Origin of the sequence: Staphylococcus sp. GDY8P119P (genome assembly GCF_017892075.1) — a bacterium.
Lineage (GTDB): Bacteria > Bacillota > Bacilli > Staphylococcales > Staphylococcaceae > Staphylococcus > Staphylococcus ureilyticus.
The window spans coordinates 438,114-452,385 of sequence record NZ_JAESKJ010000006.1 but is presented as its reverse complement, the minus strand read 5'-3'; the positions used below and the strand labels follow the sequence as shown (position 1 = coordinate 452,385).

Annotated in this window: 13 protein-coding genes; 6 read left to right on the top strand and 7 right to left on the bottom strand. The window is 33.3% G+C overall.

Features of this window, described 5'->3' with window-relative positions; genetic code table 11:
* Positions 1–218: 218 nt before the first annotated feature.
* The 4 genes from lepB (KA830_RS06390) to KA830_RS06375 form a co-directional block, all read right to left on the bottom strand.
* The gene (gene lepB / locus KA830_RS06390; protein ID WP_064209440.1) at positions 219–791 is read right to left on the bottom strand and encodes a signal peptidase I; all 573 of its coding nucleotides are present in this window, start codon (positions 789–791) and stop codon (positions 219–221) included.
* An 18-nt stretch (positions 792–809) separates the two neighbouring features.
* Positions 810–1,328: a signal peptidase I gene (lepB, locus tag KA830_RS06385; protein WP_204179781.1), complete on the bottom strand. Its 519-nt coding sequence runs from the start codon at positions 1,326–1,328 to the stop codon at positions 810–812.
* 4 nt (positions 1,329–1,332) lie between these two features.
* A complete protein-coding gene (locus tag KA830_RS06380; RefSeq protein WP_105873816.1) occupies positions 1,333–1,908 on the bottom strand; it encodes a TVP38/TMEM64 family protein in 576 nt (191 codons plus the stop codon).
* A 229-nt stretch (positions 1,909–2,137) separates the two neighbouring features.
* Positions 2,138–3,469, bottom strand: a complete 1,332-nt coding sequence (locus KA830_RS06375) for a glucose-6-phosphate isomerase (protein ID WP_145381506.1) — start codon at positions 3,467–3,469, stop codon at positions 2,138–2,140.
* 354 nt (positions 3,470–3,823) lie between these two features.
* Here KA830_RS06375 and KA830_RS06370 point away from each other — a divergent pair, with 354 nt between their 5' ends.
* The 6 genes from KA830_RS06370 to KA830_RS06345 all read left to right on the top strand — a co-directional run bounded on the left by KA830_RS06370 (position 3,824) and on the right by KA830_RS06345 (position 9,942).
* Entirely contained in the window at positions 3,824–5,026 is a 1,203-nt protein-coding gene (locus tag KA830_RS06370; RefSeq protein WP_064209443.1) for an argininosuccinate synthase, read from the top strand.
* Positions 5,019–6,401, top strand: coding sequence for an argininosuccinate lyase (gene argH, locus KA830_RS06365; RefSeq protein WP_204179780.1), 1,383 nt, complete (start codon positions 5,019–5,021; stop codon positions 6,399–6,401). The genes KA830_RS06370 and argH overlap by 8 nt, the downstream gene beginning before the upstream one ends.
* A gap of 252 nt (positions 6,402–6,653) precedes the next feature.
* Complete coding sequence (locus KA830_RS06360; RefSeq protein ID WP_046208030.1) at positions 6,654–6,968, top strand: ArsR/SmtB family transcription factor; 315 nt, start codon at positions 6,654–6,656, stop codon at positions 6,966–6,968.
* 3 nt (positions 6,969–6,971) lie between these two features.
* Positions 6,972–8,261, top strand: coding sequence for an arsenite efflux transporter membrane subunit ArsB (gene arsB, locus KA830_RS06355; protein WP_204179779.1), 1,290 nt, complete (start codon positions 6,972–6,974; stop codon positions 8,259–8,261).
* A gap of 17 nt (positions 8,262–8,278) precedes the next feature.
* Positions 8,279–8,674, top strand: a complete 396-nt coding sequence (gene arsC / locus KA830_RS06350) for an arsenate reductase (thioredoxin) (protein ID WP_070039204.1) — start codon at positions 8,279–8,281, stop codon at positions 8,672–8,674.
* A 284-nt stretch (positions 8,675–8,958) separates the two neighbouring features.
* Positions 8,959–9,942, top strand: a complete 984-nt coding sequence (locus tag KA830_RS06345) for a glycerophosphodiester phosphodiesterase (RefSeq protein WP_210134143.1) — start codon at positions 8,959–8,961, stop codon at positions 9,940–9,942.
* A 61-nt stretch (positions 9,943–10,003) separates the two neighbouring features.
* On the opposite strand, the gene KA830_RS06340 is transcribed toward KA830_RS06345, so the two are convergent.
* The 3 genes from KA830_RS06340 to KA830_RS06330 all read right to left on the bottom strand — a co-directional run bounded on the left by KA830_RS06340 (position 10,004) and on the right by KA830_RS06330 (position 14,125).
* Positions 10,004–11,248, bottom strand: coding sequence for a Glu/Leu/Phe/Val family dehydrogenase (locus tag KA830_RS06340; protein WP_019469653.1), 1,245 nt, complete (start codon positions 11,246–11,248; stop codon positions 10,004–10,006).
* A gap of 107 nt (positions 11,249–11,355) precedes the next feature.
* Positions 11,356–12,546, bottom strand: coding sequence for an ornithine--oxo-acid transaminase (locus tag KA830_RS06335; protein ID WP_210134136.1), 1,191 nt, complete (start codon positions 12,544–12,546; stop codon positions 11,356–11,358).
* A 445-nt stretch (positions 12,547–12,991) separates the two neighbouring features.
* Positions 12,992–14,125 carry an NADH-dependent flavin oxidoreductase gene (locus KA830_RS06330; protein WP_204179776.1) on the bottom strand — a complete coding sequence of 378 codons (1,134 nt, stop codon included), beginning with the start codon at positions 14,123–14,125 and terminating at the stop codon, positions 12,992–12,994.
* Positions 14,126–14,272: the final 147 nt, after the last annotated feature.

Here is a 14,272-nt window from a genome sequence, read left to right as displayed (position 1 = left end):
ACTCCTTTGATTCATATTTTAACATATTAGGCATTACACTTTGTTTAATAGTCTATGTGATTTACCTACATTTAAGTTCATAAATGAATGATATACTGTGTAAGTTTAATATTTGAAAGGTGTCATTCAAAAGGTTCAAAAAGCACAAATTGAACAACATTAATATATAGAAAAACCTGAGACATTTTTATGTCTCAGGAAGTATACACATATGCTATCTATTCATAACTAACATCTGGGTTAAATCCAAATGTCATTTTATTTAACGGCCAATATCTAAATGAAACTTTACCTACTACCTTATCTTCATCAATCAAACCAAATGAGCGGCTATCCTTACTCACTTCTCGATTATCGCCTAATACTAACAATTTCCCTTTTGGAATTTTGTTTTTTCCATCAACCTGATTGATTTCTTTTGTTTTATAAGTACCTGTAATATATTCACCTAGTTTGTGTTTTTCATTGTAATCTAAATAAGGCTCATCAACTTTTTTACCATTAACATATAATTGATCTTTTTTATATTCGATGTTATCTCCGGATGTACCAATAATACGTTTCACATAATCTTGTTCCTTATTAGCGTGGAATACAATGACATTTCCCTTTTCTAAATGTCCTAGTTTTTGACCAATCATATTTACAACTACGCGTTCACCATCTTTTAAGGTTGGGTCCATAGAATCCCCTTTGACTGTGTATGATTTTGCAACAAAATTTGTAATCAATAGGACTAACGCTACTGCGACAGCAATTGACACAATCCATTCTAGTATTTCTTTTTTCACTTTTTACACCTCGTCTATTTATTTAAAGTTTACTGTGAAGTTGCTTAAAGGGTAATACCTTAAACTTACATCACCAATAATGTCTTCTTGTCGAACAAAACCCTCTGTTCTTGAATCGTTTTTTAGTTCCCGATTATCATTCAGTACAAAGTATTCGCCTGGTGGAATTATATCTCCTTCAGAGCCTTTAATATTTCTGAGGGATAAATCTTTCATACTTGACTCAGTATACATTTCATCTACTTGTCTGTCATCTCTATACAACTGATTATTTTTAAAGGTTATAGATTGGCCAGGCTTCCCGATAATTCTACCAATATGTACATCGTCACCTTTATGGTACATGATGATATCGTTAAGCTTTAACATATTAAAAGTCGTTTTGATTTTATTAACAATCACACGATCATTTTGTTTCAACGTTGGCGTCATACTTTTTTCTTGTATGACTGCTCCTGTAATAATAAAAGTCTGAATCAATATTACAATAATAATCGCAAATATTATAGAAATCAAATGTTTTACTACCCTACTCAAATTGTCACTCCTCTGGAGAATGCATAAAATATCGTTCAAGTTTTCTACCTATAAACCAAACGACAATAATAACAATAATGATGATGACCAACCTTAAAGGCTGTGTAAATAGTGTCGTAATATCATTGCCTAACCATCCAATCAAACCAATCATTATCAATTTCGAACTGAACAATACTACCAGATAAACGTGTGCTCTGATATGCGACAAGCTTACGACCAAGTTTACTAATGCACTTGGGGTAAAGGGGAAACATAATAGAATGAAAATAGGAATAACGCCTTTTCTATCTATAAAATGTATTAACCTTTGAACCGAGGTGCGTCGCTGTAATTTTTTCATATAACGTGTATGGTTCAATTTGCGAAAACCTAAAAATACAAGATAACTTCCTAAAACAGTACCCAACCATGCTAATAATGTACCCATCAAAAATCCAAATGCATTCACATTCACAATCACAAATACAATAATAGGTAGTACTGGGATAAATGCTTCAATAAAAGGCAATAAAAATCCTACGATATAACCTAAACTACCAAATAAATCAAACCAATACTGCACTTGTTCTTGAGTCATTTCATCAATCCCTACCAATGTTAGTCAACGATTATTATAAGTGTATTATAGCGATTTTAAAACAATTATGTATACTTTTGTGTAAATATCAGTCTCAAGTACCAAAACAGTAAATGACATTACACACATATGATAAGTTTTTTTATAAAATAGCACATAAAAAAATTTCCGCATTTTCAATGCGGAAATCATTTTCTCAGTCACTTATTAATCTAATGCACAGATAAAATTATAGACGTTTTTCTAATGCTTCTTTTTTATCTTCAAAACCTGGTTTACCTAATAATGCGAACATATTTTGTTTATATGCTTCTACACCAGGCTGGTTAAACGGATTTACACCAAGTTGATAGCCACTCATTGCGCAAGCCATTTCAAAGAAATAAACGAGATAACCAAATGTTTCTTCATCTAATTGTGGAACATTGATCACTACATTTGGCACGCCACCATCAGTATGTGCTAATAAAGTACCTTCAAAGGCTTTAGTGTTCACTTCATCAATTGTTTTACCTGCTAAATAGTTTAAACCATCTAAATTGTCATTATCTTCTTCAATTGTAATATTATGCTTTGGTGTATTTACTTTGACAACAGTTTCAAATAAGAAACGACGACCTTCTTGTACATATTGTCCAAGTGAATGTAAATCAGTTGTATAATTTGCACTGGATGGATAGATGCCTTTGTAATCTTTACCTTCTGATTCACCAAATAATTGTTTCCACCACTCGTTAAAATATTGCATTGAAGGTTCATAATTGATTAACATTTCAGTGTCATAACCTTTAGCATATAAAATGTTACGGATACTAGCATATTGATATGCAATATTATCTTCTAAGTTATCAGAAGAGAGCTCTTGTCGCGCTTTTGCAGCCCCGCCCATTATTGCTTCAATATCAATACCTGCGACAGCGATTGGTAATAAACCTACTGCAGTTAAAACTGAGTAACGTCCACCAATATCATCCGGCACTACAAATGTTTCATAGCCTTCATTTGTTGCTAATTGTTTTAATGCACCTTTTTCTTTATCAGTAGTAGCAAAAATACGTTGTTTTGCTTCTTCTTTACCATATTTATTTTCTAAGATTTGTTTAAATAGTCTAAATGAAACTGCTGGTTCTGTTGTAGTACCAGATTTAGAAATAACATTTACTGAAAAATCTTTACCATCTAAATAACTAATTAACTCTTGTGTATATGTCGAAGATAAATGATTACCTACAAAGACAATTTCAGGATATTCATTACTATTTCTAAATGCCGGTGTCAACATTTCAATTGCAGCACGTGCACCTAAATATGAACCACCAATACCAATTACAACAAATACATCTGAATTATTTTTGACACGTTTAGAAGCTTCTAATATACGTGAAAATTCTTCTTTATCATAATTAACAGGTAAATCAATCCAACCTAAGAAATCACTACCAGCACCTGTTCCTTCATGAATTGTATGATGAATTGATTTAACAATATCCTTTTGTTGTTTTAATTCATGTTCGCCGAAAAATTCTAAAGTTTTACCGTAATCTAATTGAATATGAGTCATCTAAATTGCCTCCAGTGTTTTTGATTTCATACATATTTTACTAAGTTTATTTTGACTATTCAAACAACTAGCCTACAAAACAAAATTTTTTATAATTATTTTAGCTTATTCATTTCTTATATAACAGACAGAACATCCAATCATATATTCACTGATATATACATCTTCATAAAACGCATATAACTTCAAAATACCTATAATTCAATATACAAGAAGACAGTTAAATTGTAAGAAATTTCTACAATTTGCATATTTATGTATAAAAATGGTTTTATTTTCATCATCCTTCTGCTATACTTACTAATATCAAATTTATAAACAACGTATTAAAAAATTCAATTGAGGTGTAACGGTATGAAGGAAAAAATAGTTTTAGCATATTCGGGCGGTTTAGATACAAGTGTTGCAGTGAAATGGTTGATAGATAAAGGCTATGATATAGTAGCTTGTTGTCTGGACGTCGGCGAGGGTAAAGATTTAGATTTAGTGCATCAAAAAGCTTTAGATATGGGCGCAGTTGAATGTCATATTATTGATGCCACAGAAGAATTTAGTGAAGATTTTGTTTCATATGCAATCAAAGGCAATTTAATGTATGAAGGCACATATCCCCTTGTATCTGCATTATCAAGACCTTTAATTTCAAAAAAATTAGTTGAAATTGCTAACAAAACAAATGCAGTAGGTATTGCACATGGTTGTACCGGCAAAGGTAATGACCAAGTTCGTTTTGAAGTGGCCATAAAAGCATTGGATCCAGAGTTAAAAGTATTTGCTCCAGTAAGGGAGTGGGCTTGGAGCCGTGAAGAAGAAATTGACTATGCAATCAAACATAATATTCCAGTACCTATCCAACATGATTCACCATATTCTATTGACCAAAATTTATGGGGAAGAAGTAATGAATGTGGCATTTTAGAAGATCCATATGCAGCACCACCAAAAGATGCATTTGACTTAACGAATGAAATTGAAGATACACCTGACGAAGCAGATGAAGTCGTACTTACATTCGAACAAGGCTTACCTACCGCTTTAAACGGTAAATCCTATAAATTAAGCCAATTAATTTTGGATTTAAACAAATTAGCGGGTAAACATGGTATTGGAAGAATTGATCATGTAGAAAATAGACTCGTCGGTATTAAGTCTAGAGAAGTTTACGAAACACCTGCAGCAGAGGTTATAATCAAAGCGCATAAAGCACTCGAAACGATTACTTTAACTAAAGATGTCGCTCATTTTAAACCTGTTATTGAAAAACAATTTTCGGAACAAACGTACAATGGACTTTGGTTTTCTCCACTAACTGATAGCCTAAAAGCGTTTGTAGATAGTACACAAAAATTCGTTTCTGGTGACGTACGTCTTAAATTATTTAAAGGTAATGCCGTTGTAAATGGTAGAAAATCGCCGCATACACTATATAATGAAAAATTAGCGACTTATACAAAAGAAGATGCATTTAATCAAGAATCTGCAGTCGGCTTTATTGATATCTTTGGTTTACCTACAAAAGTTAATTCTATGTTACACGGCGGATATTCAGATGAGTAATAAAGCTTGGGGTGGAAGATTTAGTGAGCAACCCGAAGACTGGGTCGATGAATTTAATGCCTCCATTCACTTTGATAAAACGCTCATCCAATATGATGTGCAAGGAAGTATTGCTCACGCTAAAATGCTAGCTAAACAAGATATCATAACCGATGAAGACTGTCAGCAAATAATCAATGGTTTAACAACGATTTTAAATGATTATGAACAAGGTAATTTATCATTCGATGTTTCTTTAGAAGATATTCATCTTAACATTGAGCATGAATTGATTAAACGTATCGGTGATGCAGGTGGTAGGTTGCATACAGGACGTAGCAGAAATGACCAAGTTGCTACTGATATGCACCTATATACTAAAGAAGAAGTTACTCAAATTATTGAGCTCGTCAATGAGTTGCAACAAACAATTGTCAATATCGCAGAACAACATGTCAATACAATTATGCCTGGTTATACACATTTGCAAAGAGCTCAACCTATTTCATTTGCACACCATATACTGACTTATTACTGGATGTTAGATAGAGATAAATCGCGTTTTCAAGATAGTTTGAAGCGAATCGATATTTCACCACTTGGTGCTGCTGCTCTAAGTGGAACGACTTATCCAATCGATCGTCATGAAACGCAAACTTTATTGAATTTCGGCTCTGTTTATGAAAATAGTATAGATGCTGTAAGTGATAGAGACTATATAGTAGAAACATTGCACAATATATCATTAACAATGATACATTTATCACGTTTTGCTGAAGAGATTATCTTTTGGTCATCAGCAGAAGCCAATTTTGTAACTTTATCGGATGCATTCTCAACAGGTTCCTCAATTATGCCTCAAAAGAAAAATCCTGACATGGCAGAGTTAATAAGAGGCAAAGTAGGACGTACGACAGGAAACCTAATGAGCATTTTGATGACGCTCAAAGGTTTACCACTTGCCTATAACAAAGATATGCAAGAAGATAAAGAAGGGCTATTTGATGCGGTGCATACGATTAAGGGCTCCTTACGAATTTTTGCTGGCATGATAGATACAATGACTGTGAATGTCGATCATCTACAACAAACTGTTTACAATGATTTTTCAAACGCTACTGAATTGGCTGATTACCTTGTAAATAAAGGTGTTCCGTTTAGATCAGCACATGAGATTGTAGGAAAAATCGTACTGTGGTCAATTCAACATAATGTCTATTTATTAGATGTGCCGTTGGAAGAATATCAGAAAGCGCATAAACGTATTGATTCAGATATTTATGATTATTTAAAGCCAGAAAATTGCGTTAGTCGTAGAATTAGTTATGGCTCAACTGGACAATTAGCGGTAGAACATCAATTATCAGTTATCAAGCAACATCTAAATACAAATTAATAAACCTTTAAAAACTGGAAGTTAAACCAATACTTAACTTCCGGTTTTTTTCTTCCATCCATAGTCCAACGTTTTAATCCATTTCACATTTTACGTAGCTCCCTCAACATATGTTTGTATAAATGTATTAACAGTACCCAACTCACCATATCTTGAATCCTATAGATAAAGCTATTTATTTATATGTCTCAAATCTATATAGACACTTTTCTATATAGATGTTAGTCTATTTAATGCTTAGGAGGTATCATTATGTCTTATAAAAAACTTTCAGCATTGCTTAAAGTTTTATCAGATTCAAACAGATTAGAAATATTAGATTTACTTTCTTGTGGTGAACGATGTGCATGCGATTTGTTGGAGCACTTTCAATTCTCGCAACCCACGCTAAGCCATCACATGAAAACATTAGTGGATTATGAGTTAGTGCATACACGTAAAAATGGAAATAAGCGTTTGTACCAGCTTAATCATGTTATTTTAGATGAAATCAATCAAAGTCTCAATATAATTCACACATCGAACCAACATTGCGCATGTCATAATATGAAATCAGGTGAATGTTAATCAATGACCATTTTAGCTATATTAATTTTTCTTTTAACATTAATTTTTGTCATATGGCAACCTAAGGGATTAGATATTGGTATTACTGCTTTAGCTGGGGCTATCGTAGCTATAATTACAGGTGTAGTTAGCTTTTCCGATGTATTAGAAGTAACAGGCATCGTTTGGAATGCCACGTTAACTTTTGTTGCTGTTATTCTTATTTCATTAATATTAGATGAAATTGGTTTCTTTGAATGGTCTGCACTACATATGGTTAAAGCATCGAATGGTAACGGGTTAAAAATGTTTGTTTTCATCATGCTATTAGGGGCAGTTGTAGCAGCATTTTTCGCAAATGATGGTGCTGCTTTAATCTTAACGCCTATCGTATTAGCCATGGTGAGAAATTTAGGATTTAATAAAAAAGTCATCTTCCCTTTTATTATTGCCAGTGGATTTATCGCTGATGCGACATCATTGCCCCTGATTGTAAGTAACTTAGTAAATATCGTTTCTGCAGATTATTTTGATATAGGATTCATTGCGTATTTTAGTCGTATGATAATCCCTAATGTATTTTCTTTACTAGCTAGTATTCTCGTATTGTGGCTTTATTTTAGAAAATCTATACCACATACATTTGATACTGAAAACATTTCAGTACCTAAAGATGCTATTAAAGATCCTAAATTATTTAAGATTTCATGGATTGTATTAGCCGTACTGCTCGTAGGCTATCTTGTAAGTGAATTTATCCAAATACCTGTATCAATCATTGCAGGTATGATTGCTTTTGTCTTTGTATGCTTAGCTCGTAAATCTAATGCAGTTCATACTAAGCAAGTAATTAAAGGTGCTCCATGGAATATAGTGTTATTTTCCATTGGTATGTACCTCGTCGTATTTGGGTTAAAAAACGTGGGTATTACCACAATTTTAGCCGACGTATTATCCAGTATTTCAAGTTATGGACTATTCAGTAGTGTTATGGGAATGGGCTTTATATCGGCCTTTTTATCATCAATCATGAATAATATGCCTACCGTTTTAATAGATGCAATTGCTATTGGCCAATCCAATGTCGTTGGCACTTTAAAAGAAGGTATGGTTTATGCGAATGTCATTGGCTCTGACTTGGGCCCTAAAATCACGCCTATTGGTTCTTTAGCTACATTATTGTGGCTTCATGTTTTAACACAAAAAGGTGTAAAAATTGCTTGGGGTACCTATTTCAAAACAGGCATCGTCATTACCATTCCAGTACTATTTGTTACCTTGTTAGGTTTATATTTCACGCTCGTTATTTTTTAAGAAAAGAGGTCTTAATTATGAAGAAGAAAATAATTTATTTTATATGTACTGGTAACTCTTGTCGTAGCCAAATGGCTGAGGGTTGGGGAAAGCATATATTAGGTGAAACATGGCATGTCTATTCTGCTGGTATTGAGACACATGGTGTTAACCCTAAAGCGATAGATGCTATGAATGAAGTAGGTATTGATATATCAAATCATACGTCAGACTTGATTGATAATGATATTTTAAAGCAAGCAAATTTAATCGTAACATTATGTAGCGATGCAGATAAAAATTGTCCAATTTTACCACCGAATGTAAAAAAAGAACATTGGGGTTTTGATGATCCAGCTGGAAAAACTTGGACAGAATTTCAACGTGTTAGAGACGAAATTAAATTAGCAATTGAAAATTTTAAAACCAAATAAATGTATTAAGTCACCGGCACAGCAGCTTTGACTACGCCAAAGCGTCCGTTTCAAATGAAATTGACGCTTTTTGTTGGTTTGAACTTATATATAGACATATGAAGTTAACGTGATTAAACTAATACATTCTATATATGCTAGAAAAAATTTTAATTAGTTTAATATATTGTTATAACAATATTAACTTTTTAAATCTTAAATTTTAATCGTGTAAATGTCATTCTCAAACAAACGTTTATTTTGTAGGGTTGATATGTAAATACATATCGAGGAGTGACCCATTCTTGCAAAATTTTAAAAAAGCATTATCAACGAGTCTAGCAACGTTATCTCTAGCTTTGATTGGAACGACATCTATAGCAACTGCAAGTGAAAATAACCACAATATTAATACACAATCATCTGCCACACCCTCAAAGCAACAAGGTAACAACTCACACAACCCAAACAGAGCTCAAAATCTAACAGGTGAAAAATATGCAACGATTGCTCATAGAGGTGCCAGTGGTTATTCACCAGAACATACTTTTTATTCATATGATAAAAGTCACAATGCAATGGGAGCATCATATATCGAAATCGATCTTCAGATGACTAAAGATGGTCATCTAGTTGCCATGCATGATGAAACAGTTGATAGAACTACAAACGGTACAGGTAGAGTTGATTCATATACACTAAAAGAATTAAAGCAATTAGATGCTGGTAGTAAATTTAATGCCACAAACCCTCAGTATGCTAATTCAAATTATGTAGGTGCTGAAATTCCTACATTAGATGAAATTTTAGAACGATATGGTCCGAATGCAAATTATTATATTGAAACTAAATCACCAGATGTGTATCCAGGGATGGAAGAAGCAGTATTAAAAACACTAAACAATCACAAAATGCTTAATGAGCAATCATTAAATCAAGGGCATGTCTTATTACAATCATTTTCACCTGAAAGCTTAAGTAAATTACATCGTTTAAATAGCAATGTCCCATTGATAAGGTTATTAGATAAAGGTGAATTACCCGCGTTAACCCAACAAGATTTTAATCAAATTCGTCAATACGCAATTGGTGTCGGCCCTGAATATACAGACTTAACTAAACAAAATGTTAAAAATCTTAAAAGAGCTGGTCTGCTCGTACATCCTTTCACCGTTAATAATGAAACCGATATGCACCGCTTAAATCGATATGGCGTTGACGGCGTTTTTACAAATTATCCTGATTTATATAAACAAGTCGTTCTAGATAATGAACAAAAAAATAAATAACAAAAAAGAAGAAGTTCTTGGGTTCAAGAACTTCTTCTTTTTCTAAAAGTTTAATATTTAATTAAGCCCAACCACGATAACGTGCAGCTTCAGCAGTACGTTTAATACCTACAATATAAGCTGCTAAGCGCATATCAATTTTTCTATTTTGGGATAACTCATAAATTGTATCGAAAGCTGTGATAAGTTTTTCACGTAATTTTGTATTTACTTCTTCTTCTGTCCAATAATAACCTTGATTATTTTGTACCCATTCGAAGTAAGAAACTGTTACGCCACCTGCACTTGCTAATACATCAGGTACGAGCAATTTACCACGTTCAGTTAAAATACGTGTACCAGCTGGTGTTGTTGGGCCATTAGCCGCTTCAACCACAATATCAGCTTTAATTTCATTTGCATTGTCTTCTGTGATTTGATTAGCAATCGCTGCAGGTACAAGAATATCACAATCAAGTTCAAACAATTCTTTATTAGAAATTGTTTCTTCAAATAAATTTGTTACAGTACCAAAGCTATCTCTTCTATCTAAAAGATAATCAATGTCAAGACCGTCTGGGTCATGTAAAGCACCGTAAGCATCTGAAATACCCACAATTTTTGCTCCCATATCATAAAGGAATTTAGATAAGAAACTACCTGCGTTACCAAATCCTTGAATAACGATACGTGCACCTTTCAAATCTAGACCTCTTCTTTTAGCAGCTTGTTCTATGGCAATAACTACTCCCAGTGCAGTAGAACGGTCTCTACCTTGTGATCCACCTAATACAATCGGTTTACCAGTAATAAACCCTGGTGAATTAAATTTATCTAATGAACTATACTCGTCCATCATCCAAGCCATGATTTGTGAGTTAGTAAATACGTCTGGTGCTGGGATATCTTTTGTAGGTCCAACAAATTGAGATATCGCACGTACATAACCACGAGATAAACGTTCAACTTCATGTATACTCATTTGTCTAGGATCACAGATGATACCACCTTTACCGCCGCCATATGGCAAGTCGACGATACCACATTTTAATGTCATCCACATAGATAATGCTTTAACTTCTTCGACATCAACGTCTGGATGGAAACGCACCCCACCTTTTGTTGGTCCAACTGCATCATTATGTTGAGCACGATAACCTTTAAATGTTTGAACCGTACCATCATCCATACGTACAGGAATGCGGACTTCAAGGAATCTTAATGGTTCCTTTACTAAATCATACATCCCATCATCAAATCCCAATTTATGCAATGCTTCTTTAATAATTTGTTGCGTAGAAGTAACTAAATTATTATTCTCAGTCATGATTCATTTCGCCTCTTTTTCGTTACTAATGATTTCGCTTTCACGATAATTGTAACATAAGATTTTGCTTTTTAAAGGGTTTTCAAAACTTAAGTTACAGAACATTTTTATTTAAAAACATTTCTTACTTTATCCAATGCAAAGTCCAGTTCTTCTTTGGAAATAATAAGAGGTGGTGCAAATCTAATTACTGTATCATGTGTTTCTTTACATAATAATCCTTCTTCTTTTAACTTTTCACAATAAGGTCTAGCATTTTCATTTAGTTCTATACCAATAAATAATCCACGACCACGCACTTCTTTAATCGCTGGGTGATTTATTTTTTCTAATTCTGATTTAAAGTACTCACCTAGCTCTAATGAACGCCCTGCTAAATCTTCATCAACTAATACATCCAACGCTGCAATCGATACAGCACACGCTAATGGATTACCACCAAACGTTGATCCGTGAGAACCAGGTGTAAATACGCCCAACACTTCTTCGTCAGCTAATACAACAGAAATTGGGAATACACCTCCACCTAATGCTTTACCTAAAATATAGACATCTGGTTTTACATTATCCCAATCTGTGGCAAATAATTTTCCTGAACGCCCTAGTCCAGCTTGAATTTCATCAGCAATAAATAATACATTATGCTCATCACATAATTCTCTAATTTCTTTTAAATAACCTTCTGGTGGAACATTGATACCTGCTTCTCCTTGAATAGGTTCGATTAAAATAGCAGCAGTATTTTCATTAATTGCTTCTTTAACAGCTTCTATGTTACCAAAATCAACTTTACGGAAACCATCTAATAATGGGCCGTATCCTCGTTGGTATTCTGGTTCAGATGACAATGATACTGGCGCCATTGTTCGGCCATGGAAGTTACCATTGAACGCAATAATTTCAGCTTTATCAGGTGCAATATCTTTCACATCATAAGCCCAACGACGTGCTGCTTTTAGTGCTGTTTCAACCGCTTCAGCACCTGTATTCATAGGTAAGGCTTTATCTTTACCGGCTAACTTGCATATTTTTTCATACCATGCCCCTAAGTTATCACTATGAAACGCACGTGATACTAAAGTCACTTTGTCAGCTTGATCTTTTAAAGCCTGAATGATTTTAGGATGTCTGTGACCTTGGTTTACTGCAGAATAAGCAGATAGCATATCCATATATTTATTTCCTTCAGGATCTTTAACCCATACACCTTCAGCCTCTGAAATTACAATTGGAAGTGGCACATAGTTGTGGGTACCGTAATGATTTGTTAATTCAATGATTTCTTCAGATCTTGACATAATATCTCCCCTTTGCATGAATTATATAATAATTTATTGGCATTACTCATTCATAGCATAACGTATTTATTCACTTACGAAAACTATTTTCCGAAAATACTATAAAATCATCGATTCAGAACTTACATTACAACTTTTAAACGTTAAATTTAGAATATAACCGTCAAAATGTAAGCCTTTACATTAATATAATGACACATTCTCGACCGTTTACACAAGCCAATTTTTATAAATTTAAAAATTCTTCTTGATTTAAATCCAGATTACAAGATTTATGCTAATTCTAGTGTTTATAATTTAAAATTTTATACAAACAAAAAACGTCAATTTCTATAATTTTTTCAATAGAAATTGACGTTTTTTTGCTAGTAAAATATTTATAACTTGTACTCACTTTGGCAGTTAGATAGGATTAATAAAGTTAGTATTTACGCATTCAAAACTTTTATTTATTATCAGTTCTAGGTAATGGATAAAAACCTTCATTAAATTGTTCCCATAATTTTGGTGGCAAGTGATGTTTATCTGCTCTTTGCGGATCAAATTGAGATAGAATTTCATCTTCTTTGCCATCTTTAATTTTACTTACAAAATTATGATCTAACAAGATTTCACGTCCTAGTGCGACCAGTTCTACACCAGTTGACTCAATTGCTTCAATAGCTTGTTCAGCTGTGAAAATAGATCCTATACCTATGAGTGGCATACGTCCATTCATCCACTCTAAAATAAGTTTAATACGCTCTTTGCCTTTGTATTGACCTTCACGCGTTTGTGAGTGAATATCCATTAACGATACATGTAAATAATCTAAAGGTTTTTCTACTAATAATTCAATCAACTCTTTAGTAATTTCCATGCTTATACCTGGAGATTCAGCTTCTTCAGGAGAAAATCTATAGCCAACGATAAAATCTTTACTTCCGTATTGCTTAACAGTATTTGTCACTTCATCTACCACGCTTGTAGCAAATTTATAACGGTCTTGTCCCCACTCATCATTACGACGATTATAATATGGAGATACAAATTGATGGATTAAGTAATGGTTTGCACCGTGAATTTCAACACCATCGAATCCAGCTTCAATGACTCTTCTAGTTGCTTCACCGAAAGCTTTTATTGTTGCTTCAATTTCCTCTTTTGTAATTTCACGTGCATCATGTGCTTCTTGTTCACCAAAACTCTTTAATGATATCGGGCTTGGCGCCGCAACATCACCATTAGGTGTTAAATTAGGTAAAGATTGCGCGCCACCATGATGTATTTGAACAACCGCTTTTGCACCATTTTTTTTCATAGCTTTTGCCAAACGTTTTAGACCTTCTATATTAGAGTCATGTGCTACTGAAGGTTGTCCAGGAAAAGCTTTACCTAAATCTGTTACATTGCTTGCAGCTGAAATTGCTAAACCAACATCTTTTGAACGCTGTTCCATATACACAACCTCTTCATTAGAAATTGTGCCATCGTCATTAGATGAAACATGTGTTAAAGGTGCTAGTACAAATCGATTGTCTAAAACAACTTGATTTGGTAATTTTAATTTTTCAAATAACGGTTGAAATTTTTTATCCATTAAATTAAATCCTCCTAAAATACAAAATACTTAAATGTCATTACATAATCACTTTAAGTGTTTTTAATTCTAACTTCCTTAGTTTTAAATATAAAATTATATGCTCACGCATATAATTTTATATTGCTACTCTTCCAATAAATTTTA

Coding starts and splice junctions, on each gene's coding strand:
- KA830_RS06380 (WP_105873816.1), bottom strand. CDS start 1,908: ATGACTCAAGAACAAGTGCAGTATTGGTTTGATTTATTTGGTAGTTTA.
- KA830_RS06375 (WP_145381506.1), bottom strand. CDS start 3,469: ATGACTCATATTCAATTAGATTACGGTAAAACTTTAGAATTTTTCGGC.
- KA830_RS06370 (WP_064209443.1), top strand. CDS start 3,824: ATGAAGGAAAAAATAGTTTTAGCATATTCGGGCGGTTTAGATACAAGT.
- argH (WP_204179780.1), top strand. CDS start 5,019: ATGAGTAATAAAGCTTGGGGTGGAAGATTTAGTGAGCAACCCGAAGAC.
- KA830_RS06360 (WP_046208030.1), top strand. CDS start 6,654: ATGTCTTATAAAAAACTTTCAGCATTGCTTAAAGTTTTATCAGATTCA.
- arsB (WP_204179779.1), top strand. CDS start 6,972: ATGACCATTTTAGCTATATTAATTTTTCTTTTAACATTAATTTTTGTC.
- arsC (WP_070039204.1), top strand. CDS start 8,279: ATGAAGAAGAAAATAATTTATTTTATATGTACTGGTAACTCTTGTCGT.
- KA830_RS06340 (WP_019469653.1), bottom strand. CDS start 11,248: ATGACTGAGAATAATAATTTAGTTACTTCTACGCAACAAATTATTAAA.
- KA830_RS06335 (WP_210134136.1), bottom strand. CDS start 12,546: ATGTCAAGATCTGAAGAAATCATTGAATTAACAAATCATTACGGTACC.
- KA830_RS06330 (WP_204179776.1), bottom strand. CDS start 14,125: ATGGATAAAAAATTTCAACCGTTATTTGAAAAATTAAAATTACCAAAT.